Raw genomic sequence first — 22,650 nt, 5'->3', positions numbered from 1 at the left:
TAGCGCTGTCGTGCCCGGGCAGGGTGGCTCCGTCGGCAACGCTGTCGTGCCTGGGCAGAGCGTCTCCGGGCAGGGCGGATCCGGACAGGGCGCTGGGAATCCGCCGGGCGGTGGGGCACACGGGGCCGGCGGGACCGCCGCGACCCGCCCCGGCCCTGGCCCCGGCCCCGGCTTCACGAGCGTCGCGGCACCGCCGATCCGGATCGTTCTGGTCGACGACCACTCGATCATGCGGCAGGGGCTGCGCGCGGTTCTGGAGCGCGAGGACGACCTGCGCATCGTCGGCGAAGCGGGCAGCGCTCCGGAGGCGTTCGCCGCCGTCGCGGCCGGCCGGCCTCAGGTGGTGCTGCTCGACCTCAAGCTGGCGTCCGGCCCGCAGACCGACGGTCTCGAGGTCTGCCGCAGGCTGTGCGCCGACCACCCCGGCATCGGGGTGCTGGTGCTGACGACCTTCGCCGAGGACCGTCTCGTCGTCGAGTCGGTGCAGGCGGGTGCCCGCGGCTACGTGGTCAAGGACGTCGACACCACCGAACTCGTCCGCGCCATCCGCGCGGTGTCCCGCGGGGAGAGCGCGTTCGACGCCCGGTCGGCGTCGGCGATGGTGCGGTCGCTGTCCGGCGGGATGCCCGACCGGGAACGGCTGACCGACCGCGAGCTGGACGTGCTGCGCCTGCTGGCCCGGGGGCTGTCCAACCGCGCGATCGGCGCCGAGCTGTTCATCTCCGAGACGACGGTCAAGTTCCACGTCGGCAACCTGATGCGCAAGCTGATGGTGTCGCGCCGCGCCGAGGCGGTCTACGCGGCCACCAAGCTCGGCCTCCTCTGACACCTCCGCTGACACCACTCGCCCGACACCACGCACGGCAGCGGCACGGCGGCACGGCGGCACGGCGGCACGGCGGCACGGCGGCACGGCGGCACGGCGGCACGGCGGCACGGAGCGAGAAGTGCGTTCCGCGGAACGCGGTCTGCCTTGTCGACGGCCGTCACGGGGCGGTCGGCAGTGCGATCGGGCGGGATCGGAGAGCCGCTCGGACCGGCCGGCCACCGCCCCGATCGCGTTCCGCGGAACGCAGTCCTGGTCCTGGTCGACCGTTGACCGACGGATCGGCAGGTTCCGACGGGCCCCGCTCCGCTTCGTCGACCTGTCGGCGTCCCGGCCGGCGGCCGCGTTCCGCGGAACGCGATCGCCCCGGTCCCGTCCTCCGCCGGGCTCGAAACTGTCGGACCCACCCGACACACTCATATCGAACACAAGTTCGATTAAGGAGAGTGTCGTGCCCCAGCCCGCCTCGACGACCACGACCACGCCGGCCGGTGAGCTGAGCCTGCCGGACCTCGAGTCCGAGCTCCTCGGTCTCGCCGGCCACATCGCCGCCGCCGAGTGCCGCTTCCTGCGCCTGCTCGCCGAGTTCGACGACCGCGGCGGCTGGTGCGGGGTCGGCGTCCGGTCCTGCGCCCACTGGCTGACCTGGCGAGCAGGGACGAGCCTGCGCACCGCGACCGAACACCTGCGCGTCGCACACGCACTGACCCGGCTGCCCCGGATCACCGAGGCGTTCGCGGCCGGCCGGATCTCCTACTCCAAGGTCCGGGCCGTCACCCGCCTCGTCGGTGCGGGGGACGCGATCCTCGACCGCGTGACCGTCCCGCCCCCGATGAGTCCCGCCACAGACCCCCTCCGGGGCCCCGGCAGCGACCCCGACATCGACTCCGTCCCGGGAGCGCATGCCGGCTCCGGCGTGCCGGACGCCGAGAGGACGGAGGAGACCACCACGCCGCCCGCAGACAGCGGCGACACGGTTACGCACGACGACACGGCGAGCGAAGCGGCGGTCGCCGTCGACGCTCCGGAGCCGCAGGATGACGCCGGGGCGGTCGCCCTTCCGTGTGCCGCGGCCGTGCCCGACGCCGAGCAAGTGCTCCTGGACCTCGCCCTGAGCGGGACCGCGAGCCATGTCGAGACCGTCGTCCGCGCGGTGCGTCGACGCTGCGCGCCGCCGAGCGACGTCGCCGCCCGACGCGGGGTGAGCTGGCACCACGACGTCGACGGATCCCTGGTCGTACGGGCCCGGCTCACCCCTGAGAACGGCGCCCTCCTCGTCGCCGCGATCGAGGCCGGGGTCGCCGCAGCGCTCCCGACTCCCGCCGGCCCGACCGACAGCGACAGCGACGATCCGGCCGCACGGGAGGGGCGGCGGTCGGGATGGGGCGGGGTCGATCCCCACGAGCAGGCCAGCCGCACGGAGGAGCAGGCACCGGGCGCGGTCGTCGACTCCCTGGCGGCCCGGCGGGCCGACGCTCTGGTGGACCTGGTCGTCCGCGGGCCCGGCGTGGCCGGCGCCGCGGGGGTGGAGCGGGGCGCGACGCGGGTGACGGTCGTCGTCGACGCAGGGACCGGCACCGCACGCCTCGCCGGAGGCCCCGAGATCGCTGCGAGCACCGCCGAGCGCCTTGCCTGCGACGCCCGGGCCCAAGTGTTGCTCAGCGATCGCACCGGGAACCGGATGTACCTCGGTCGGAGCAGGCGGCTGGCGAGCCCGGCACAGATCGCCGCCCTGACCGCCGACAGCGGCGGCTCCTGCCGGTTCCCGGGGTGCCACCACACCCGTCACCTCCATGCCCACCACGTCCGTCACTGGCTGCGGGGCGGGCCGACGGACATCGACAACCTGGTCCTGCTCTGCTCGTTCCACCACCGTCTCGTGCACGACGACGGGTACCTGGTCCTGCGCCCGCCCGGTGGGGGCTGGCTGTTCCACCGGCCCGACGGCAGCCCTGTCGAGGCCACGGGCAGACCGCTGGACGGCAGCGCCGAGTCCCTCGTCGAACGGAACACGCGGGCCCGGCTGCGGATCGATCGCAGCACCCTCACCCCTGACTGGTACGGCGATCGGCTCGACCCCGAGCCAATCCTGGACGCCCTTCTCCCGCCCGGCGCGACGGCCACCACCGCGGCCTGAACCGGAGGCACTCCGCCGGACAGCCCGACACGGACACAGGCACACGGGTACGGCCGGGGAGCCGACACGGACCGCGGCGCACCGAGCCTGCGGGAGCCTGGCGCGGACACCGGGCGCGCGAGGCGGCGAACGCCGGTTTGCACGAGGGGCTGGGCGGGCTGACGGCGGCCGCCCAAGTTGCCGGACCGCGTTCCGCGGAACGCGGCACCGGAAGCCCGCCCGGTCGAGGAGCGCGGTGACGATCTCGCCGAGGCCGTGGTTCCACTCGGGGGTCACGGTCGCGGTCAGGGGCGTCGGGGCTGCGGGCGTGCAGCGGGGCGCGTCGTCCCAGGAGGCGCGGCCGAGGGCGAGCGAGCGGTCCACCGGCCCGGCGGCGCACGGGCGGGCCGCGACGACGACCGGTTTCCGGCCTCGGTGGACAGGGCCGGCGGGCAGGACCGGTAGACAGGACCGATGCGCTGGTACGCCGAACGCCCCGACCGGATCGCCCGACAGGTCGTCGCCGACCTCGTCGCCGTGCTGTGGACGGTCCTCGCCGTCACCGCCGGCGTGGCCGTGCACGACGGGTTGTCCGCGCTGCGTGGGCCCGGTGACTCGCTGGTCGTCGCGGGCGGTCGGGTCTCCGATGCCTTCACCGGGGTCGCCGGGGCGGTCGGTGCGGTCCCGTTCATCGGGTCCGACCTGGCCCGCGCGCTGGATCCGGCCGCGGGGGCGGGCACCGAGCTCGTCGCGGCGGGGCGGCAGTTCGGGGGCGCCGTCGAGGCTCTCGCGACCGGGGCGCTGGTCGTCGTCCCGCTGGTGATGCTGCTGCCGGTGCTGCTCGGCTGGTTCCCGCTGCGGCTGCGCTACGCCCGGCGGGCCGGCGCCGCCGTCGCCGCGCGCGCCGCCGCTCCGGATCTACTGGCCGTGCGGGCGCTGTCGCGGGTGCCGGTGTCGCGGCTGGTCCGGGTCGCGCCGGACCCGGCGGCGGCGTGGCGGTCCGGGGACCCCGCCGTCGTGGCGGCGCTGGCTGCGCTGGAACTGTCCGACCTCGGCCTGCACACCAGCGTCCACGACCGGCCGACGACAGGGCGATGACCGGCGGCTGAAGAAGCGGCGACAGAGCCGGCGACACGGCTGCGGTGCCAGGCCACGGTGCCGGGAGAACCACGGAGCGGGGTGCGACGCTGTCGACCATGCCGCTGTTCGCCCTGGAGGGCCTCTCCCCCACCGTGCACCCGGACGCCTTCGTCGCCCCGACCGCGACGCTCGTCGGGGACGTGCGCGTCGAGGAAGGTGCCTCGATCTGGTACAACGCCGTGCTGCGCGCCGACCTGGGGCCCATCGTCGTGCGTGCCGGCGCCAACGTGCAGGACGGGTCGGTGCTGCACGGCGGCGACGACCCGGTCACCGAGATCGGCGAGGGCGCCACGATCGGGCACCTGTGCGTGGTGCACGGTGCCGTGATCGGGGCGCGGGCGGTCGTCGGGAACGGCAGCACCGTGCAGGACGGTGCCCGGATCGGCGAGGGTGCGATGGTCGCCGCCGGGTCGACGGTCACGCCGAACTCCGACCTGCCCGCCGACCGGCTGATGCTCGGCTCCGCGGCGAAGGAACGCGGCGAGCTGACCGAGCAGGCCCGCTGGTGGGTGCGGACCAACCCGGACTTCTACCGCGCCCTGGCCCGGCGGCACGCCGACGGCGTCACCCCCGCCTGAGCCGCCCCCGCGCGTTCCGCGGAACGCTCCGGGCCCTCAGCCCTCGACGTCGGGCGAGCTCGCCTGCGCCCGGTAGCGGCGCGGGATCCGGCCGGCGTGCCGGGCGTCCCACCCCGCCTCCACACCCCGCCGCATCGCGCGCGCCATGCGCTCCGGATCGGCGGCGCGGGTGACGGCGGTGGCGAGCAGGACGGCGTCGCAGCCCAGCTCCATCGCCAGGGCCGCCTCCGAGGCGGTGCCGATCCCGGCGTCGAGCACGACCGGCACGCCCGCGGCGGCCACGATCATCTCGATGTTGTGCGGGTTGCGGATGCCGAGCCCGGTGCCGATCGGTGAGCCGAGCGGCATCACCGCGGCGCACCCGACCTGCTCCAGGCGACGGGCGAGGATCGGGTCGTCGTTGGTGTAGGGCAGCACGGTGAAGCCGTCGTCGACGAGCTGCTCGGCGGCGTCGAGGAGCTCGACCGGGTCGGGCAGCAGGGTCGTGTCGTCCGCGACGACCTCCAGCTTCACCAGGTCGGTCTCCAGCGCCTCGCGGGCCATCCGCGCCGTGAGCACCGCCTCGGCCGCGGTGCGGCAGCCCGCGGTGTTCGGCAGCACCGCGATCCCGAGGCGACGCAGCAGGTCCAGCAACCCGGTCCCGCCCGCGACGTCGACCCGGCGCAGCGCCACCGTGGTCAGCTCGGTGCCGGACGCGACCAGCGCCCGCTCCAGGATCTCCAGGTTCGCCGCACCGCCGGTGCCCATCACCAGCCGCGAGTCGAAGAGGTGGTCGCCGAAGGCGAGCTTGTCGGTCTGCACAGCCATGCTCATCCTCCTTGCACCGCGGTCAGGACCTCCACGCGCGCGCCGTCGCCGGGACGGTGCCCGGCCCACGACGTGCGCGGCACGACCTCCCCGTCGACGGCGACGGCGATCCCCCGCTCCGATAGCCCGGCCTCGGCCAGGATCCGGGCGAGGTCGGCCTCGGCGTCGACCTCGCGGTGCTCGCCGTTCAGCACGATCAACATCTCTGGTTCCCCTCCTCGCGCGTCCCGGCGGCGGCCGGGACGAACCGTCGCGGGTCCGCAGCGCGGACCGCTTCGGGCACGTCGTCGCCGCGCAGCAGCGCCGCGACGGCCGCCGCGGTCACCGGTACCAGCAGCATCCCGTTGCGACCGTGCCCGGTGGCGACGATCAGCCCGTCGAGCCCGGTGCGCCCGATCAGCGGCAGGTTGTCCCGGCTGCCGGGCCGCAGCCCGGCGGCGGTCTCGGTGAGTGCGTACTCGGCGATCCCGGGCAGGATCCGCTCGGCGTCGCGCAGCAGGTCGCGCACCCCGCCGACGGTGACGTCAGTGTCGAAGCCGTTCTCCGCCGTCGTCGCGCCGACGACGAGGTCGCCGTACCCGGGCAGCGTCCGCGGCACGGCGTAGACCGCCCGCCCGTCGACGAGCGCCCGCACCGTCCGCGACGGCGGCGGCAGCGCCCCGGCGCGCCGGGTCAGCCGCAGGATCTCGCCCTTCACCGGGCGCACCAGCCCGTCGAGCACCGGGTGCAGCGACGACGAGTGCGCCCCCGCGGCGACGACGACCGCGTCCGCCGCGACCGTCACCCCGTCCGCGAGGCGCACGCCGGTGACGCGGGCGCCGTCGTCGAGCACACGCGCGACCCCGCGGTCGGAGACCACGACCCCGGCCCGCTCGGCCGCGGTCGCCAGTGCGGCGAGCAACCGCCGGTTGTCCACCGACGGGTCGTCGGGCACCGACAGGCCGCCGCGGACCTCGGGGCCCAGCGCGGGTTCGAGCCGGCGCAGCTCGCGGCCGGTCAGCCGGCGCACGTCACGGCCGAGGGACTCCAGGTAGTCCGCGAGCGCGGTCAGCTCGGCGCGGTCGCCCGACCCGGTCGCGGCGACGACGGTGCCCTCCGGGTGCAGCCCCGCGTCGGTGCAGGCGTCGGCGGACAGGGCCGCGGCGAACTCCGGCCAGCGGGCGACCGAGTCCAGCCCGAGGGCGAGCAGGTCCTCCTCACCGGGCCAGGCCTCGGTGACCGGGGCGAGCATCCCGCCGGCCACCCAGGACGCGCCACGACCGGGGGCCGGGTCGAACACGGTCACCGACCAGCCGTCGCGGGCCGCCGCGCGGGCGAGGGACAGGCCGACCGCTCCCGCCCCCGCGACGACCAGCCGTCCGGCACTCGCGCTCATCGGATCCACCTCACTCCCTGCGCCGGCATGACCCGGATCAGGTTCGACGGTCGGGACCGCGTCGCGGGTCCCCTCTCAGCCCGCTGCCCGGGCTCCCGTGGTTCGTCGTCGTCCGGGGCACAGGCTACGCCGTAGCCTGCGAGCCGTGTCCGACACCGATACCCGTCCCGGCACCCGCGACACCCGTCGCGCCCGGCTCGACGCCCTCACCGACGCCCGCCTCTACCTGTGCACCGACGCCCGCACCGCACGTGGTGACCTGGCGGAGTTCGCCGACGCCGCGCTCGCCGGCGGGGTCGACATCGTCCAGCTGCGGGACAAGGGCGGGCCCGACGGACCGCTGGAGGCGCGCGCCGAGCTCGCCGCCCTGGAGGTGCTCGCCGACGCGTGCCGCCGGCACGGCGCGCTGCTCGCGGTGAACGACCGCGCCGACGTCGCGCTCGCCGCGGGCGCCGACGTGCTCCACCTCGGCCAGGACGACCTGCCGGTGCCGTGGGCACGCCGGGTCGTCGGCGACGACGTGCTCGTCGGCCGGTCCTCGCACAGCACCGACGAGACCCTGACCGCCGCCGACGAGGACGGCGTGGACTACTTCTGCGTCGGTCCCTGCTGGCCCACCCCGACCAAGCCGGGACGCCCGGCGCCCGGCCTGGACCTGGTCCGCACGGTCGCCGGGCGCGCCCCGGCGCGGCCGTGGTTCGCGATCGGGGGCATCGACGGCGACCGGCTCGACGAGGTCCTCGACGCCGGCGCCGACCGGATCGTCGTGGTCCGGGCGATCACCGAGGCCGAGGACCCGCGTGCGGCCGCGGCGGCGCTGCGGGCCCGGCTGGTCTGAGGCCCGACCGCGTCGATCAGTTCTGCGTGCCCGAGCCCTGGCCGCCGGAGTCCTGACCACCCGAGTCCTGGCCGCCGGAGTCCTGACCACCCGAGTCCTGCCCGGAGCCCGGCTGCTGGGTCGGCAGGACCCGGTTCAGCCCGTCCTGCAGCGGGTTCGACGAGCCCGAGCCGTCCTGACCGGAGTCCCGGTCGCGGGTGCTGGTCGTCGACTCCGACGTGCTGGTCCCCGACTCCTCGGTGGAGGTCGAGCTCGACGACGACGTCGACGAGTCGCCCCCGGAGCCCTCGCCCCGGTCGTTCTCCTGCTGGGCCGGAGGCGCGCCGCCGCGGACGACGTTGCTCACCGAGGTGCCGGAGGAGCCGGACAGCGACGAGCCCTTCACGAACTCGATGCCGGAGATCAGGAACATCGACACCGCGAAGGTGACGACGCCGAGCACCGCGGACACGATGACCGTCTTGCGGGTGACCCGCACCCGGCGGAACCGGCCGTGGCCCGTTCCGGCGGCGCGGGTCGTGCCACCGGGCGTCTGCCACGGGTCCAGGAGCACCGTCTCCTCGCCGGTGGGCCCGGCGACGCTGCGGCCGGCGCCGTGCTGCGCGGCGGCCGCGGTGCCCTCAGCGACGCCCTTGCCGCGCCGGGTCGCCTTCTCCTTCAGCTCGAGGGCCTTGTCCTTGCTGACCTCGAGCGAGCGCGTGAACAGCGTGGTGGCCAGCGTCGAGATGACCGAGCCGAGCGCCGCGCCGACCACCGTGCCGACCGCGCCGAGGAACGAGCCGAGCACTGCCGTCACGATCGCCGCCCCGGCGCCGGCCGCGATCTTCGTCGGGCTGAGGTCGGCCTTGAGCCCGCTCGCCTTCGTGGTGTCCGACGAACCGTCCCCCGAGCCGTCACCGGACCCGCCGGGGCCCTCGGACCCACCGCGACCGTTCGGTCCGCCCCCGACCGGCCCCACCGGACCGCCGGGACCGGCCGCGCGGGTCGTGTCCGACGCGGGCGGCAGCACCCGGGTGCGCGGACGCCCGCCGGGCGGCGTCCCGACCGGCACGCCCGGCCCGGGCACGACCGGGCTCACCGGACGGGCACCGGGCGGGGTCTGCGTGGTCCTGCCGCGGGTGGTGCCCGACGGCGGCTGCGGGCCCCGTCCACCGCGCGTACGGGGCGGGGGTGCCGTGCGCTGCCGGGGCAGCCGCGGGGCGTCGGGGGAGGCCACCGGACGACCGGTGCCGGGTCGGGGAGCGGACGGCTGGGCGGGGGGACGGGCCGGGCCGGGGACGCCACGGGGGGCGTCGCCGGAGCCGGGCTCCGGGGGGCGCTGGTGTGGCATGGCTCCTTGCAGTGATCGTCGGTGCAGGCAGATCGCCGCCGGGGGAACGTCCGGGGACGCAGCGACTGCGCCGGACGATCACCCGATGTGGTGACCTTCACACGATCGCGCAAAGATCACGGGAAGATCACGATCCTACCGTCACCGGTTGTCGGACAGCGTCACCGGGGGTGACGAATGCCCGGGTGATCGGCCGGCAGCGCCGTACGCAGCAAAGGCCACGACACGAGCACGCTCAGCCCGACCAGCAGCGGGCTCAGCACCGTCCGCGCGACGCCCAGCAGCACCACCTGGTCGGCCGCCCACAACGGGAGGAACACCGACAGCCGCACGAGGTACTGCGCCACCCACGCCCAGGACGCCCGCTGGTACCCGCGCAGCAGGTCCGGGTCGCGCCGCCACCGGGTCCGCTGGCCCAGCAGTCCGCCGACCACCACCCCCAGCAGCGGCCAGCGCACCACGATCGAGATCGCCCAGGCCAGGGCGCTGCCGACGTTGGAAACGATCTGGACCAGGAAGAAGTCCGACGCACGCCCGGTGATCAGCGCGATCGCGGCCGCGACGACGACCCCGGCCAGCCCGAACAGCACCGCACGCGGCCGCCGCCCCCGGCACAGCCGCCATGCGGCCACCCAGGCCCCGGCGACGATCGCCGCGCCGGCCCCCCAGTTGATCGGGAACAGCGACCCCGCGGCGTTCGCCACCACCCAGGCGAGCACGAACGCGACGACCGGGACCGAGGCGTCGACGGCACCGGCCCGGCCGCCGAGCAGCTCGGCCAGCCGCGGGTCCTCCCGGGGCGCGGTGCGGGAGGCGGGATCGGGTGTCACCTGACTAAGGGTGCCCTATCTCGGGCCGCAGGTCGACGGATCCGATTGGCGTACGGGCCCGGAGAGGGTGATCATCGCTGTAACGCCGCACGTCGTTGCAGTGAACAACAGATGGGCACAGATCAGGATCCCGGACCGGGAGGGGGCGGTGTCGATGGCCACGCAGCGACACGATCAGGGGCGCGCACAGCACCGGAGCTTCGTCGCGATCGGGGACAGCTTCACCGAGGGCCTCGACGACCTGACCCCGGACGGCAGGGCACGCGGCTGGGCCGACCGCGTCGCCGAGTTCCTCGCCGAGCGCCGTCCCGGCTTCGGCTACGCCAACCTGGCGGTGCGCGGGAAGGTCCTGGACCAGATCGTCGACGAGCAGATCCCGGTCGCCGAGGCGATGCGCCCCGACCTGATCACCTTCTGCGCCGGCGGCAACGACATCATCGGCTGGAGCTGCGACGTCGACGACCTCGCCGCCCGCTTCGACGCCGCGCTCGGCAGGCTGGTCGCCACCGGGGCCGAGGTGCTCATCTTCACCGGCTTCGACCTGCGCCGGATGCACCCGCTCATCCGCAGGCTGCGGGGCCGGATCGCCTGCTACAACGAGGACATGCGGGCCGCCGCCGAACGGCACGGCTGCCGCGTCGTCGACCTGTGGGCGATGGACTGCCTCGCCGACCCGCGGGCCTGGGGCCCGGACCGGCTGCACCTGGTGCCGCACGCGCACGAGCGGGTCGCCTGGCGGGTGCTGGAGACGCTCGGCGAGGACGCGCCGGACTGGCGCGGCCCGTGGCCGGAGCCGGCGGTCGAGCCCGCGCCGTGGACCGCCCGGCAGGCCGAGGACCTGCGGTGGGTCACCCAGCACGTGATGCCGTTCCTGCGCCGGCGCCTGCGCGGCACCAGCACCTGGGACGACTACCACGCCAAGCGTCCTCAGCTGGCTCCGCTGCAGGACGCCTGAGCCGTACGTCGCGGTGCGCGGTGGACCGCTCAGCGGGTCGGGGTGTGGTCCCGGGCCCCGATGTAGGACGGCCGCGGCCGCGGTGCCGAGAACGGCGCGACGCACGCGTTCTCGGCACTGTTGAACACCAGGAAGATGTTCGACCGCGGGTACGGCGTGATGTTGTCGCCGGAGCCGTGCATGCAGTTGGAGTCGAACGACGTCGCCCCGCCCGCGTCCCCGGTCATCATCGTGATGCCGTGCCGCTCGGCGAGCTCGGCGATCGACCGTGCGTCGGGCGTGCCGATCTTCTGCTCCTTCAGCGACGTCCGGTAGTAGTCCTCCGGCGTCTCGCCCACGCAGGACACGAAGGTCCGGTGCGATCCGGGCATGATCATGAGGCAGCCGTTGAACGGGTGGTTGTCGGTCAGCGAGATCGAGCAGCTGACCGCACGCGGACCTGGCATGCCGTCCTCGGCGTGCCAGGTCTCGAAGTCCGAGTGCCAGTAGAACCACCGCCGCCGAAGCCGGGCTTGCAGTTGATCCGGCTCTGGTGGACGTCGACGTCGGAGCCGAGGATCTGGCGGGCCCGCGAGAGCACCCGCTCGTCGCGCACCAGCCGGCCGACCGCCTCCGAGATCCGGTGGACCTCGAAGATCGAGCGGACCTCGTCGGAGGACTTCTCGACGATGCAGCGCTCGTCGGCGCGCACCTGCGGGTCGGCGGCGAGCCGGTCCAGCTCGGCCTGGTACTCCGCGACCTCCTCGGCCGTCAGCAGGCCCGGCACCTGCACGAAACCGCCGCGCTCGTGCGCCTCCAGCTCCTGGGCGCCGAACATGCCCGCGCTCGCCCGGTCGCTCCAGACGGTGGGCTCGGCGCGGTCGATGAAGACCTGTGTGTTCGAGACGTGCGTCGGGTAGCGGTCACCCGCGGCGCGCACGAGACGCGGTTCGTTGCCGACCAGCGCGGTCATGGACCCTCCTGTGAGTCGCTGTCGGTTCGGTTCCCTTCGAACGGGTGTCGTATGAACGACTGCGAGGGGCGTTCCCGCTGTAACACAGCGGAAACACCCCTCGCGGTGTGATCGCGGAGCGGGAGGTTCAGTCCTCCGTGACCAGCGGGTACACGCCGTTCTCGTCGTGCACCTCCCGGCCGGTGACCGGCGGGTTGAAGACGCACACGCACTTGATGGTGGTCTTCGGACGGAGCTGGTGCTTCTCGTGGCCGCTCAGCACGTAGATCGAGCCCGGCTTGAGCTGGTACGTGACGTCGTTGTCCTTGTCGTACAGCTCGCCCTCACCCTCGGTGATGAAGACGGCCTCGATGTGGTTCGCATACCAGAAGTCGTTGATCGTCCCGGCCTGCAGGGTGGTCTCGTGGACCGAGAAACCGACCTTGTCGTTGGCCAGCACGATCCGCTTGCTGCGCCACTGGCCGTTCTCGGACTCGACGTCCCGATCGGTTCCGGTGATCTCGTCGATGGTGCGGACGATCATGTGGGTATCAGCTCCCGATGACGGTGCGGACGGACTCGCCGATGATCGCAAGACCCTCGTCGAGCTCGTCGTCGGTGGTCGTGAGCGGCGCCAGCAGCTTGAGGACCTCGTCGTTCGGACCGGCGGTCTCCAGCAGCAGGCGGTGCTCGAAGGCCTTCGAGGCGACCTTCTCGGCGAGCCCCTCCCCCTCGAACTGGATGCCCCGCGCCATCCCACGGCCCTTGGTGAACATCTCGGTGCCCTGGTTGTCACCGATGATCTTGTTGAAGGCCTCCTCGACCTTCTCGCCCTTGCGCAGCGTCTCCTTCTCCAGCGTGTCGTCGGTCCACCAGTTGCGCAGCGTGTGCGTGGCGGTGACGAACGCGGGGTTGTTGCCGCGGAATGTGCCGTTGTGCTCGCCGGGGCCCCACTGGTCGTACTCCGGCTTGATCAGCACGAGCGCCATCGGCAGGCCGTAGCCGGAGATGGACTTGGAGATCGTGACGATGTCGGGCTGGATGCCGGCGATCTCGAACGAGAAGAACGGACCGGTCCGGCCGCAGCCCATCTGCACGTCGTCGACGATCATCAGGATGCCCTTGCGGGTGCACAGGTCACGCAGCCCCTGCAGCCACTCGATGCGGGCCGGGTTGAGCCCGCCCTCGCCCTGCACGGTCTCGACGATGACCGCGGCCGGCTCGTTGAGGCTGGAGCCCGTGTCGTCGAGGACCTTCTCGAACCACAGGAAGTCGGGCATCTTGCCGTCGAAGTAGTTGTCGAACGGCATCGGCGTCGAGTGGACCAGCGGGATGCCCGCGCCACCGCGCTTCATCGAGTTGCCGGTCACCGACAGCGCGCCCAGCGTCATGCCGTGGAACGCGTTGGTGAAGTTGATCAGCGCCTCGCGACCGCTGATCTTGCGGGCGAGCTTCAGCGCGGACTCGACGGCGTTGGCGCCGGTCGGGCCGGGGAACTGGACCTTGTACTGCAGGTTCCGCGGCTTGAGGATGATCTCCTCGAAGGTGGTGAGGAACTCGCCCTTGGCCGAGGTGTACATGTCCAGGCCGTGGGTGATGCCGTCGCGCGTCAGGTACTCGATGAGCGGCTTCTTCAGCACCTCGGGGTTGTGCCCGTAGTTCAGCGCTCCCGCGCCGCCGAAGAAGTCGAGGTAGGAGTTGCCGTCGACGTCGGTCAGACGGCTCCCCTTCGCCGTGTCGAAGACGACGGGCCAGTTGCGGCAGTAGCTGCGGACCTGGGACTCGAGATCCTCGAAAACGGTCATGTGTTCTCACCCTTGTCTGCTGCGATCGGGCCGATGAGATAGAGGTTCTCCGGCTCGTGGGAGTCACCGAGCAGGTCGAGACCGAACAGGTCCTCCCGCTCGATGGTGGTGTCGTGGCGCTCGGCGAACTTGGTGAACAGCCGGATCGACGAGGCGTTGTCCGGCGTGATGGTGGTCTCCATCCGCTCGGTGCCGCCCACGGCGACCGCCTGCTCCCAGACGGCGTCCAGCATCCGACCGGCGAGGCCCGCCCCGCGTGCCACCGGGTCGACGCACACCTGCCAGATGAACAGGGCGTCGTTCTCCGGGCGCAGGTAGCCGGTCACGTAGCCGACGGCACGGCCGTCGTCGCGCCGGGCGATGACCGAGGTGCGCGCGAAGTCGCGACACCACAGGATGTAGGCGTAGCGGGAGTTCACGTCCAGCGTCCGCGACTCCACCGCCAGCCGCCACATGTCCACCCCGTCCGCCGGGACCGGGGAGCCGATCTCGTACGTATGGTCACCGTCACCGTCGGCGTCGGCCGCCGGGCCGGATGCGCCGGTCGCGGCGTCCCCGTCCGGAACCGTGGACGCCCGAGGAGGAGCCTGTTCGGGAGCGGTCATGACTGGCGAGGTTAGTGCCGTCGGGCGCTCGATGCAGCCGCTGAGGACGGGCGGCGACCCCCGGAGCCGTGATCCACGTGACCAGTGCCACAATGGGTGCTGACGCCGCGACACCCGGTGTCCGCCCTGGAAGACACCGTGATCACCGGCCCGTCCGATCGGTTCCGGGACCCGGCCCGGAGCGGCCGGAGGTCTCCGACGTGGCGCTCACCACGCTGCGCCACCACCCGGCCGCACGTTCGGCCAATCGTGCGGATGCACTTGCATCTGCACCGCTGTGGGGTGACGATGGCTACTCCGTCGAACCGTGCCCGGAGGAGCTGTCGTGTCGGTGACACCCGCCAGTACGCGCCCCGTGGCCGTGGTGACCGCACCGGACGAGGGGCAGACCGTCACGGTCACCTGCGCCCGGGACAGCCGCAGCCACGTCGTGGCGCAGGCGGTCCTGGCCGACTCGCTCGCCGCCGGGACCGGCCACTGCACCGCGCTCTGCGGGCACGTGGTGCTGCCGGCGTCGCTGGCCTCACCGCCCGGGGACGGATGCCTGCTGTGCGCCGAGACCTCCGGGGCCGGGCGTCGTGCCCGCCGCCGCGGACGGATCGGCTTCGGGCGCTCGGCCCGCGCCGCCTCCTGAGCGCCGCCGCCGACCGCCGTCCACAGTCGGTCCGTTCCCCTACCGCCGGCCGGGCCCCGACCCGCGCCGGTGGACCCGCGACGCCGGGCTGACGCGGGCTCCCGACCCGCCGGTCAGCGCCCGCCGGACACGTCCAGCACCGCGCCGGTGACGTAGCTGGCCTCGTCGGACAGGAGCCAGGCGATCGCCGTCGCCACCTCGTCGGGGTGACCGGCCCGGCCCATCGGGATCGACGGCGCCATCCGCTCGATCCGCCCCGGCTCGCCGGCCCTGGCGTGGAAGTCGGTGTCGAGCAGGCCCGGCCGGACGGCCGCCACCCGGATCCCGTCGGCGGCGACCTCCTTCGCGAGCCCGACGACGAGCGCCTCGACCCCGGCCTTCGCAGCCGCGTAGTCGTTCCACTCGCCGGGCGAGCCGAGCACCGCCGCGCGGGAGGTGACGTGCACGAGCACCCCGCCCGCCCCGCCGTAGCGGGTGGACATGCGGTGCACCGCCTCGCGCGAGCAGAGCAGTGCCGCGCGCAGGTTGAGTGCGAGGACCTCGTCGATCCGGGCGTCGCTCATGTCCTCCAGGCGCTGCCGCGAGGGGGCACCGCCGGCGTTCGCGACCACCCCGGTCAGCGGCGACGGCAGGGCCGCCGCCGCGTCGAACAGCTGCTCGACGCCCTCGGTGCGGGTGACGTCCGCGGCGACCGCGGCAGCGTTCACCCCGGCCGCCCGGCACTCCGCGACGACGGCCGCGGCGTCCTCCGGCGAGGCCCGGTGCCCGACGAGGATGTCCTGGCCGCGTGCGGCCAGCAGCCGGGCGGTGGCCGCGCCGACCCCGCGGCTGGCCCCCGTCACGAGCACCGTCATGCGTCGTCCGTCCTGCGGCGTCAGGCCCGGTGGGTCTCGGGGCGGGGCTCGGGACGGGCGGTGGCCTCCGCCGCCCCCGGCTGCCGGGTGCCGGGGTCACGGACCTCGGGGTCGGCCCGGGTCGCGCCGCCGGGGCCGGTCTCCCCCGGGCGCTCGTCGTCGTCGCGCAGGCCGCGCATCTCGCTCTTCAGGATCCGGCTGGACCGACCGACCGACCGCGCCATCTCCGGGAGCTTCTTCGCGCCGAACAGCAGGACAAGCACGACCAGCACGACCAACCAGTGGGTGGGGCTCACAGCTCCCATGACAGCCTCCTCGCTCGCCGACGGGATCAACGAACCAACCTCCGCCGGGGTTCCCTCTCGCAAGGACAGCCTCCCACTGCACACGGAATCTGATCATTTGGTCACTCACCGTTGATCCGTCGACACCGATCGGGTTTGGATGACGGTGACACCGCGGGCAGCACCGGTGCTGCCCGGGCACGAAGGAGCTGATCCGTGCAGCCGTCCGCACTCGCGGCCCCGCAGGAACTCGACCCGGTCGACCTGACGCGCTACCCGGTGCACGAACCGGGCTCGTCCGGCTGGGAGGACGCGGTCCGCCGGGCCCGTGCCCAGCTCGCCGCGGACGGCTGCGCGGTGCTCCCCGGGTTCGTCCGGGCGTCGTGGCGGGACCGGCTGCGGACCGAGGGCGAGGCGGTCGCCCCGCTGGCGCACCACGAGACCGCCGTGGTCAACGTCTACAACACCGACCCGGACCCCACGCTGCCCGCCGACCACCCGGCGCGGGTGCGGATGGAGCGGGGCAACGCCTTCGTCGCGCGGGACCGGATCCCGGCCGCAGCCCTGATCCACCGCCTCTACCCGCAGCCCGCGTTCCGCGCGTTCCTCGCCGCCTGCACCGGCGTGCCCGAGCTGCACGAGCTGGCGGACCCGCTGGCCGGGCTGTGCCTCAACGTCGTCGGCGACGGCCGGTCGCACCCGTGGCACTTCGACACCAACGAGATCGCGATCAGCCTGCTGACCCGCGCGCCGGAGGCCGGCGGGGTCTTCGAGTACTGCCCCGACATCCGCGACACCACCTCGGAGAACACCGCCGACGTCGCCGAGGTCCTGCACGGGAGGGGCGGCGCCCGGGTCCGACGGCTGGTGCTGCGCCCCGGTGACCTGCAGCTGTTCCGCGGCCGGTACTCGCTGCACCGGGTGACCGAGGTGCGCGGCGACACCGCCCGGCACACGGCGATCTTCTCCTACAGCACCCGCCCGGGGGTGGTCGGCAGCGCGGCCCGCACCCGCCAGCTGTTCGGGAGGACACTGTCCGAACACGGGGGGTCGCGCGCCGTGCGCGTCGACGGGCTGCTGGACTGATGGGCGTGACCACCACGTTCGCGGCCGACGACGACCTGTCGAAGGTGCCGCTCCCGACGCTGTCCGCCTCGGTCGACCGCTTCCTCGAGTGGTGCGCCCCGCTGCTCACCCCGGACGAGTACGCCCGCACCGAGGCCGCCGCCCACGAGCTGCTCGTCGAGGGCGGCCCGGCGTCGGTGCTGCAGGCCGACCTCGAACGCTTCGACGCCGGCACCCACAGCTGGCTGGACGCGTTCTGGCCGTCGCGCTACCTGGGCCGTCGCGACCGGATCGCGCTCAACGCGAACTTCTTCTTCCTGTTCGGACCGGGCACCACCACCGACCCGTGCGAGCGGGCCGCGCAGCTCACCGTGGCCGCTCTCGGGCACAAGGCCGACCTCGATGCCGGGACGTTCCCGCCGCTGGTCAACCGGGGCGTGGCACAGTCGATGGACCAGAGCCGCCACATCTTCTCCACCACCCGCATCCCGGGCGACCCGCAGGACACCGTCCGCACCCCCTACAGCGACGGCTGGCCGGGTCCGTCCACCGAGCGGCACGTCGTGGTGCTGCACCGCGGCCGGATCCACCGCCTCGACGTGATCGGCGAGGACGGGGCGTCGCACACCGCCGGGGAGATCGCGGACGCGCTGCGGGAGATCCGCGAGGCCCATCCCGAGCGGGCCGCCACCGGCGACGCGGTCGGCGCGCTGACGACCCTGGCCCGGGCCGAGTGGGCCGCGGTGCGGGACCGGCTGACCGGGCTGGACCCGGCCAATGCCGAGGCCGTCGACCTGGTGGAGCGGGCGCTGCTCGCGGTCTGCCTGGACGAGACGGACCCCGCCGACGAGGAGTCCGCCGCGCGGACCCTGCTGGCGGGGGACTCCGGCGACCGCTGGTTCGACAAGGCGCTGTCGATCGTCGTGCTCGCCGACGGCACCGCCGGGGTCAACATCGAGCACTGCGAGCTCGACGGCACGACCGTTCTCACCCTGGTCGACGCCATGTTCGCCGACCCGGTCGAGGTGCACGCCGAGCGGATCGGGACCCGCCCGCAGGGCACTCCGCCGCACGGCGAGCTGCGGTTCGTCCTCGACGACGACCTGCGCGCCACCGTCTCCCGCGCGCACGACGAGTTCGCCGCCTTCCTCGATGCCACCGCCACCGAGCTCGTCGCCTTCGACGACTTCGGCGCGGACGCCGCGAAGGCCCTGAAGTGCTCCCCGGACGCCTTCGTGCAGGCCTGCTACCAGGTCGCGCACCGGCGGGCCAAGGGCGTCACCGGCGCCACCTACGAGTCGATCGCGACCCGGCAGTTCCGGCGCGGCCGCACCGAGGCGATGCGGGTCGTCACCCCCGAGATGGTCGCGTTCGTCGACACGATGGACGACCCGCAGGCGTCCGACGCCGACAAGGTCGAGACCTTCCGGGCCGCCGCCGCGGCCCACGGCGCCCGCGCGAAGCAGTGCCAGCAGGGCGACGCACCCGAGCAGCACCTGTGGGAACTGGACTGGATCCGGCGCCGCCGCGGGGCGGAGCTGGGCGTCACCGAGCAGCTCGCGGTGTTCGACTCCCCCGGCTGGACGATCATGCGCGACGACTGGCTGTCGACCAGCTCGGCGCCGTCGGACAACATCCGGTACTTCGGGTTCGGCTCGACCAGCTCGCGCTGCATCGGGGTCGCCTACGTGCTGCTGCCCGACCGCTTCCACGTGCACCTGTCCACCCCGGCCGACCAGGCCGAGGGGATGCACGCGTTCGCCAGGGAGCTGCGGACGGCGGTGACCGAGCTGCGGAACCTGCTTGCCTGAGCGGGTTCACTGGTGGGGTGGAACGTGTTCTCGTCACCGGCAGTTCCGGCCACCTCGGTGAGGCGCTGGTCCGCACCCTGACCGGCGACGGGGTGCCCGTCGTCGGCCTGGACCGGCGGCCCTCGCCGTGGACCGCGGTCGTCGCGTCGCTGACCGACCGCGACGCCCTGCGGTCGGCGTTGCGGGGGGTCACCCACGTCCTGCACACCGCGACGCTGCACAAGCCGCACGTCGGCTCGCACAGCAGACAGGACTTCGTCGACACGAACGTGTCGGGCACCATCGCGGTGCTGGAGGAGTCCGCCGCCGCGGGGGTACGGGGCGTGGTGTTCACGTCCTCGACCAGCGGGTTCGGCCGCGCGCTGACCCCGGCACCGGGCGGGCCCGCGACCTGGATCGACGAGACCGTGGTGCCGCGGGTCCGCAACGTCTACGGAGCCACCAAGACCGCCGCCGAGGACCTGTGCGAGCTGGCCGCGCTGGACCCGGGGCTGCCGGTGGTGGTGCTGCGAACCTCGCGGTTCTTCCCCGAGGCCGACGACCGCGACGACGTCCGCGCCGCCCATGACGACACCACGCTCAAGCTGGTGGAGTTCTGCCACCGGCGGGTCGACGTCGCCGACGTCGTGTCCGCGCACCTGGCCGCGGCCCGGCGGGCGCCCGAGCTCGGTTTCGCCCGCTACGTGGTCAGCGCGCCGTCGCCGTTCCGCCGGTCCGACCTCGCCGAGCTGGGCAGCGACCCGGCCGCGGTGCTGGAGCGGCGGGCCCCGGCGCTCGCCGCGCTGCTGGCCGAACGCGGCCGGCCGGTCCCGCCGGTGGACCGCGTGTACTGCCCGGACCGGGCGGTCGTCGAGCTCGGCTGGACCCCGATCTGGGACGTCGACGCCGTCGTCGCGCGGGTGCGAGAGGGCGGTTCGCCCCGCAGTCCGCTGGCCGACGTCGTCGGGGCGAGGGGGTACCACGATTCCCCGACCGGGGTGTACACCCGGTGATTTCACCTCGCCGGACCGGGTGACTGTAGGTCGACAGGGCTAACGCCGTGGGTACATCCGGCGGTAGACGTGACACAGCACGTGTCGCCGACCGTGACGCCGTACCCCGGAGGTCCTGCCATGACCGGCCCGCAGCACCGACCCAGCCCCGGCCCACGCGGTGCCGACGGCGACCGCGCACGGCCGTCGCCGCGGCCGCGGCACGGGTTCGACGACCACGAGTTCCCCGAGGACTCCTACCAGGGAGACTCCTACCGGGGAGACTCCTACCAGGGCGGCTATCCGGACCTGCGGTCGTCGCGGCCGGCGGAGCGGGCGACGCCCACCGACCCGGAGGGCTTCAGCGAGCTGTACGGCGGGACCGGGCCGCAGCCGACCGTCGGGCGTGGCGGGTACGCCGCACCGATGCGCTACGAGGGCTACGGCGCCCCCGTGCAGGCCGGCGGGTCGCAGACAAGCGGTGACGCTCCCGATGACGGCGGGTACGACGGCGGGTACGACGCGTACGCCCGGGCCGCGCACCGCATGCCCGAGGAGCCGGCCACCCCGACCCGGGCCGCCTACGGCGAGTACGGCGACCCCGAGTCCCGTGGCGGGACCTCGATCGACGGCGGCCCGCCCTACCCGGCCACCTCGGAGCAGGACGACACCGCCCGGCACGATGCGGACCGCCACGATGCGGACCCGCACGACACGACCTGGGACGACACGAACTGGGACGACGCCGCGCCGACCGCCGCCTCGGCCGCCGCGTACGGCCGGGACGAGCACCCGGTCCACGGGGAGACGGGCGGCACCGCGGTCGCCGAGCGCACCGCCGTCGCAACCGGGGCAGGGACCGGGGCCGTTCCGGTGCCGCGGTCCCCGTCGGAGTCCGGCGGGCGTCGTCCGGCGACGGTGGCCGAGGCCGCCGCGGCCCGCTTCGGCGCGTCTACCCGGACCGCCGACCCGGCCCGGGCCGGGCTCGCCGAGCGGACCGGTCCCCCGGGCCGGGCGGCCGCACCGGCGGGACCGGGCGTCGAGGCGACCGGGCCGGTCACCACGGCGCGCCGCCCGGCGACCGCGGCGACCGCGGCGGCCGTGCCGGCCCCGGTGACCGTGGCCCGGGACGGGACCGCGCTCACAGTGCTGCGGGTCGTCACCTACGTGCTGGTGTCGCTGTCCTGCCTGGTGTTCCTGGCCGGTGCGGTCTACGGGCTCGTGGCGTTCCTGGAGTTCCGCACGGCGCTGGGCACCTCGCCGTTGTTCGGGGGCGGCACCCCGTTCGGGAACTGAGGTCGTCCGTCGTGCCCAACCGTGGGTCGACGGCGGTGGGGTCGGTGCAGGCGACGTAGCCGCTGTCAAGCGCGGGACAGGACCTCCCGCAGCCGTCGCGCGAACGCCGACGCGTCCTCGACGAACCCGACGTGTCCGCCCGGGAACGGCTCCGGTGGGCGGCCCAGCCCGGCCGCGAGGGCCCGCGAGGTCAGATCGCACAGCTGCCCGGCCGAGGCGTCGCCGATCCCGACGGCGATCCGGGCGTGGCGCAGCCGGTCCAGGTCGGGGGCCCACCGCACGGTCTCGTGCATCTCGTGCAGGAAGAAGTGCCGCTCGTCGGCGACCTGCCGGGCGGTCGCCTCGTCGCCCGCCGCGGGCAGGGCGGTGCGTTCGGGCACCTCCTCGGGCGCCACGACCGGCAGTCCGGCGGAGGCCAGGAAGAGCCCCCAGGCCGCGGCGGGGCCGTGTTCCCGGTAGGTGCGGACGATCTCGTCGGTGGCGGTCCGACGCTCGGCGGCGTCGGGCAGCAGTTCCTCCAGCGGCGGTTCGTGCGCGACGACGGTCCCGACGAGATCCGGGCGTTCCTGGGCGAGCGCGAGTGCCACGACCGCGCCTCCGCTGGACCCGAACACCGTCGCCGGGCCCCCGCCGAGGTGCTCGACGAGCGCGGCGAGGTCGGCGGCGCGCACCGCCACCGGGGAGTCGGCGTCCGGGTCCTCGACGACGCTGCGACCGCTACCGCGCGGATCGAACGTGACGACGGTGTGGTCGTCGGCGAACAGCGACGCCAGCGGCCCGAACGGTCCGGCGCCCATCGGCGACCCGGCCAGGACGAGCAGCGGGCCGGAGCCGCGCACGTCGAAGGTGATGCGGGCACCCGGCCGGTCGAGCAGGTCGGTGCTGACGGCGGTCGACATGGCGGCTCCCCTGCTCGGTGGACGTGCCCCGCCGATCCTGGCCGCCGCACGGGCCGGTGTCACCGCCGTAGGCTGGAACCGACTCCGACGGAACGGACGAACCCCCGGTGAAGACCCGCATCGCCCCCGCTCTGGGTGTGCTCCTCGTGCTGGCCCTGCTCGTCGGCGGGCTCGTGTGGTTCGCCGGGAGCCGCGGGTTCACCGCCGACGACCTGCGCGACCTGGTCGACCCGCCGCCGCCGGAGCAGTGCGACCAGCCCGACCCGACGACGTCGGGCTGTCTCACCCCGTCCGCGCTGCGCCTGCACGACGCCCTCGTCGGGCGGTTCGGCGAGCCCGGCCCGTCGGCACCGGTACGGGCGATCACCTGCTGGTCGGAACATGCGTGGAACCCGTCGAGCGACCACCCCGCCGGACGGGCGTGCGACGCGTTCCCGGCCGGCTACGGCGACTTCCCCGCCGGGCAGGACCTGGAGGACGGCTGGGCGGTCGCGACCTGGCTGCGCGAGAACGCCTCCGAGCTGCGGGTCCGGTACGTGATCTGGCAGGGCCGGATCTGGTACCGCGGCACCGGGGACTCCGGCGAGGGCCGGGAGAACTGGGGCAGGCCCTACGACGGCGGCGGGGTCTACGACCCCGCCGACGCCACCGGCGGGCACTTCGACCACGTCCACGTCAGCGTGCGCCGGTGACGCGCCCC

Annotated in this window: 23 protein-coding genes, 1 pseudogene and 1 riboswitch; of the genes and pseudogenes, 12 read left to right on the top strand and 12 right to left on the bottom strand. The window is 74.3% G+C overall.

Translation table 11 applies throughout. From position 1 onward, the window contains the following. The first annotated feature begins 229 nt into the window (after positions 1-229). From XF36_RS27925 to XF36_RS27910, 4 genes are all read left to right on the top strand, one after another. Entirely contained in the window at positions 230-826 is a 597-nt protein-coding gene (locus XF36_RS27925) for a MadR family response regulator transcription factor (protein WP_233147808.1), read from the top strand. Positions 827-1,277: 451 nt separating this feature from the next. Then, positions 1,278-2,963, top strand: coding sequence for an HNH endonuclease signature motif containing protein (locus XF36_RS33075; RefSeq protein ID WP_060714255.1), 1,686 nt, complete (start codon positions 1,278-1,280; stop codon positions 2,961-2,963). Positions 2,964-3,416: 453 nt separating this feature from the next. Further along, positions 3,417-4,040, top strand: a complete 624-nt coding sequence (locus XF36_RS27915; RefSeq protein ID WP_060714254.1) for a hypothetical protein — start codon at positions 3,417-3,419, stop codon at positions 4,038-4,040. A 98-nt stretch (positions 4,041-4,138) separates the two neighbouring features. Then, a complete protein-coding gene (locus XF36_RS27910; protein WP_060714253.1) occupies positions 4,139-4,660 on the top strand; it encodes a gamma carbonic anhydrase family protein in 522 nt (173 codons plus the stop codon). Between the two features lie 36 nt (positions 4,661-4,696). Here the strand turns inward: XF36_RS27910 and XF36_RS27905 are convergent, their stop codons facing one another. The 3 genes from XF36_RS27905 to thiO all read right to left on the bottom strand — a co-directional run bounded on the left by XF36_RS27905 (position 4,697) and on the right by thiO (position 6,842). Further along, the gene (locus XF36_RS27905; RefSeq protein WP_043277356.1) at positions 4,697-5,467 is read right to left on the bottom strand and encodes a thiazole synthase; all 771 of its coding nucleotides are present in this window, start codon (positions 5,465-5,467) and stop codon (positions 4,697-4,699) included. Positions 5,468-5,469: 2 nt separating this feature from the next. Continuing rightward, on the bottom strand, positions 5,470-5,670 hold the full coding sequence (thiS, locus tag XF36_RS27900; protein WP_060714252.1) for a sulfur carrier protein ThiS: 201 nt from the start codon (positions 5,668-5,670) through the stop codon (positions 5,470-5,472). After that, positions 5,664-6,842, bottom strand: coding sequence for a glycine oxidase ThiO (gene thiO / locus XF36_RS27895; RefSeq protein WP_060715029.1), 1,179 nt, complete (start codon positions 6,840-6,842; stop codon positions 5,664-5,666). Before thiO ends, thiS begins: the two co-directional genes overlap by 7 nt. After that, a riboswitch (TPP riboswitch) is annotated at positions 6,840-6,948 on the bottom strand. It overlaps the preceding gene by 3 nt. A gap of 39 nt (positions 6,949-6,987) precedes the next feature. On the opposite strand from thiO, the gene thiE reads away from it, so the two are divergent. After that, positions 6,988-7,680: a thiamine phosphate synthase gene (gene thiE / locus XF36_RS27890; RefSeq protein WP_060714251.1), complete on the top strand. Its 693-nt coding sequence runs from the start codon at positions 6,988-6,990 to the stop codon at positions 7,678-7,680. A 16-nt stretch (positions 7,681-7,696) separates the two neighbouring features. On the opposite strand, the gene XF36_RS27885 is transcribed toward thiE, so the two are convergent. Both XF36_RS27885 and XF36_RS27880 read right to left on the bottom strand, forming a co-directional pair. Then, entirely contained in the window at positions 7,697-8,758 is a 1,062-nt protein-coding gene (locus tag XF36_RS27885) for a hypothetical protein (protein WP_060714250.1), read from the bottom strand. Between the two features lie 413 nt (positions 8,759-9,171). Then, a complete protein-coding gene (locus XF36_RS27880; protein ID WP_060714249.1) occupies positions 9,172-9,840 on the bottom strand; it encodes a DUF3159 domain-containing protein in 669 nt (222 codons plus the stop codon). 154 nt (positions 9,841-9,994) lie between these two features. On the opposite strand from XF36_RS27880, the gene XF36_RS27875 reads away from it, so the two are divergent. Beyond that, positions 9,995-10,795: an SGNH/GDSL hydrolase family protein gene (locus tag XF36_RS27875; RefSeq protein WP_060715028.1), complete on the top strand. Its 801-nt coding sequence runs from the start codon at positions 9,995-9,997 to the stop codon at positions 10,793-10,795. A 29-nt stretch (positions 10,796-10,824) separates the two neighbouring features. On the opposite strand, the pseudogene thpD reads toward XF36_RS27875, so the two are convergent. The 4 genes and pseudogenes from thpD to ectA all read right to left on the bottom strand — a co-directional run bounded on the left by thpD (position 10,825) and on the right by ectA (position 14,136). Beyond that, positions 10,825-11,747, bottom strand: a pseudogene (gene thpD, locus XF36_RS27870) (ectoine hydroxylase). A 127-nt stretch (positions 11,748-11,874) separates the two neighbouring features. Next, complete coding sequence (locus tag XF36_RS27865; protein ID WP_020625166.1) at positions 11,875-12,270, bottom strand: ectoine synthase; 396 nt, start codon at positions 12,268-12,270, stop codon at positions 11,875-11,877. A 7-nt stretch (positions 12,271-12,277) separates the two neighbouring features. Then, entirely contained in the window at positions 12,278-13,531 is a 1,254-nt protein-coding gene (gene ectB / locus XF36_RS27860; RefSeq protein WP_020625167.1) for a diaminobutyrate--2-oxoglutarate transaminase, read from the bottom strand. Continuing rightward, the gene (gene ectA, locus XF36_RS27855; protein ID WP_082375703.1) at positions 13,528-14,136 is read right to left on the bottom strand and encodes a diaminobutyrate acetyltransferase; all 609 of its coding nucleotides are present in this window, start codon (positions 14,134-14,136) and stop codon (positions 13,528-13,530) included. Before ectA ends, ectB begins: the two co-directional genes overlap by 4 nt. A 364-nt stretch (positions 14,137-14,500) precedes the next feature. On the opposite strand from ectA, the gene XF36_RS27850 reads away from it, so the two are divergent. Further along, complete coding sequence (locus XF36_RS27850; RefSeq protein ID WP_145981543.1) at positions 14,501-14,770, top strand: hypothetical protein; 270 nt, start codon at positions 14,501-14,503, stop codon at positions 14,768-14,770. Positions 14,771-14,883: 113 nt separating this feature from the next. On the opposite strand, the gene XF36_RS27845 is transcribed toward XF36_RS27850, so the two are convergent. Both XF36_RS27845 and tatA read right to left on the bottom strand, forming a co-directional pair. After that, positions 14,884-15,624, bottom strand: coding sequence for an SDR family oxidoreductase (locus tag XF36_RS27845; RefSeq protein ID WP_060714247.1), 741 nt, complete (start codon positions 15,622-15,624; stop codon positions 14,884-14,886). A 20-nt stretch (positions 15,625-15,644) separates the two neighbouring features. Further along, positions 15,645-15,929 (bottom strand): Sec-independent protein translocase subunit TatA, encoded by a 285-nt coding sequence (gene tatA / locus XF36_RS29715; protein ID WP_064485520.1) that lies wholly within the window; start codon positions 15,927-15,929, stop codon positions 15,645-15,647. 195 nt (positions 15,930-16,124) lie between these two features. Between tatA and XF36_RS27835 the strand changes: the two genes are divergently transcribed. From XF36_RS27835 to XF36_RS27820, 4 genes are all read left to right on the top strand, one after another. After that, entirely contained in the window at positions 16,125-16,994 is an 870-nt protein-coding gene (locus tag XF36_RS27835; RefSeq protein WP_060714246.1) for a HalD/BesD family halogenase, read from the top strand. Then, positions 16,994-18,784, top strand: a complete 1,791-nt coding sequence (locus tag XF36_RS27830; RefSeq protein WP_060714245.1) for a choline/carnitine O-acyltransferase — start codon at positions 16,994-16,996, stop codon at positions 18,782-18,784. Before XF36_RS27835 ends, XF36_RS27830 begins: the two co-directional genes overlap by 1 nt. 17 nt (positions 18,785-18,801) lie before the next feature. Next, entirely contained in the window at positions 18,802-19,776 is a 975-nt protein-coding gene (locus XF36_RS27825; protein ID WP_060714244.1) for an NAD-dependent epimerase/dehydratase family protein, read from the top strand. Positions 19,777-19,896: 120 nt separating this feature from the next. Further along, positions 19,897-21,051, top strand: a complete 1,155-nt coding sequence (locus tag XF36_RS27820) for a hypothetical protein (RefSeq protein ID WP_060714243.1) — start codon at positions 19,897-19,899, stop codon at positions 21,049-21,051. A gap of 65 nt (positions 21,052-21,116) precedes the next feature. Here XF36_RS27820 and XF36_RS27815 read toward each other — a convergent pair whose 3' ends face one another. After that, on the bottom strand, positions 21,117-21,950 hold the full coding sequence (locus tag XF36_RS27815) for an alpha/beta fold hydrolase (RefSeq protein WP_060714242.1): 834 nt from the start codon (positions 21,948-21,950) through the stop codon (positions 21,117-21,119). A 107-nt stretch (positions 21,951-22,057) separates the two neighbouring features. Here XF36_RS27815 and XF36_RS27810 point away from each other — a divergent pair, with 107 nt between their 5' ends. After that, on the top strand, positions 22,058-22,642 hold the full coding sequence (locus tag XF36_RS27810; protein WP_060714241.1) for a hypothetical protein: 585 nt from the start codon (positions 22,058-22,060) through the stop codon (positions 22,640-22,642). Positions 22,643-22,650 lie beyond the last annotated feature (8 nt).

The sequence above is a fragment of the Pseudonocardia sp. HH130629-09 genome (assembly GCF_001294645.1).
In the GTDB taxonomy this organism is placed as follows: Bacteria; Actinomycetota; Actinomycetes; order Mycobacteriales; family Pseudonocardiaceae; genus Pseudonocardia.
This window is presented reverse-complemented; position numbering and strand designations above follow the sequence as displayed.

Coding starts and splice junctions, on each gene's coding strand:
- ectB (WP_020625167.1), bottom strand. CDS start 13,531: ATGACCGTTTTCGAGGATCTCGAGTCCCAGGTCCGCAGCTACTGCCGC.
- thiS (WP_060714252.1), bottom strand. CDS start 5,670: ATGTTGATCGTGCTGAACGGCGAGCACCGCGAGGTCGACGCCGAGGCC.
- XF36_RS27905 (WP_043277356.1), bottom strand. CDS start 5,467: ATGGCTGTGCAGACCGACAAGCTCGCCTTCGGCGACCACCTCTTCGAC.
- thiO (WP_060715029.1), bottom strand. CDS start 6,842: ATGAGCGCGAGTGCCGGACGGCTGGTCGTCGCGGGGGCGGGAGCGGTC.
- XF36_RS27865 (WP_020625166.1), bottom strand. CDS start 12,270: ATGATCGTCCGCACCATCGACGAGATCACCGGAACCGATCGGGACGTC.
- XF36_RS27820 (WP_060714243.1), top strand. CDS start 19,897: ATGACCGGCCCGCAGCACCGACCCAGCCCCGGCCCACGCGGTGCCGAC.
- XF36_RS27915 (WP_060714254.1), top strand. CDS start 3,417: ATGCGCTGGTACGCCGAACGCCCCGACCGGATCGCCCGACAGGTCGTC.
- XF36_RS27910 (WP_060714253.1), top strand. CDS start 4,139: ATGCCGCTGTTCGCCCTGGAGGGCCTCTCCCCCACCGTGCACCCGGAC.
- XF36_RS27815 (WP_060714242.1), bottom strand. CDS start 21,950: ATGTCGACCGCCGTCAGCACCGACCTGCTCGACCGGCCGGGTGCCCGC.
- ectA (WP_082375703.1), bottom strand. CDS start 14,136: ATGACCGCTCCCGAACAGGCTCCTCCTCGGGCGTCCACGGTTCCGGAC.
- tatA (WP_064485520.1), bottom strand. CDS start 15,929: ATGGGAGCTGTGAGCCCCACCCACTGGTTGGTCGTGCTGGTCGTGCTT.
- XF36_RS27925 (WP_233147808.1), top strand. CDS start 230: ATGCGGCAGGGGCTGCGCGCGGTTCTGGAGCGCGAGGACGACCTGCGC.
- XF36_RS27845 (WP_060714247.1), bottom strand. CDS start 15,624: ATGACGGTGCTCGTGACGGGGGCCAGCCGCGGGGTCGGCGCGGCCACC.
- XF36_RS27875 (WP_060715028.1), top strand. CDS start 9,995: ATGGCCACGCAGCGACACGATCAGGGGCGCGCACAGCACCGGAGCTTC.
- XF36_RS27830 (WP_060714245.1), top strand. CDS start 16,994: ATGGGCGTGACCACCACGTTCGCGGCCGACGACGACCTGTCGAAGGTG.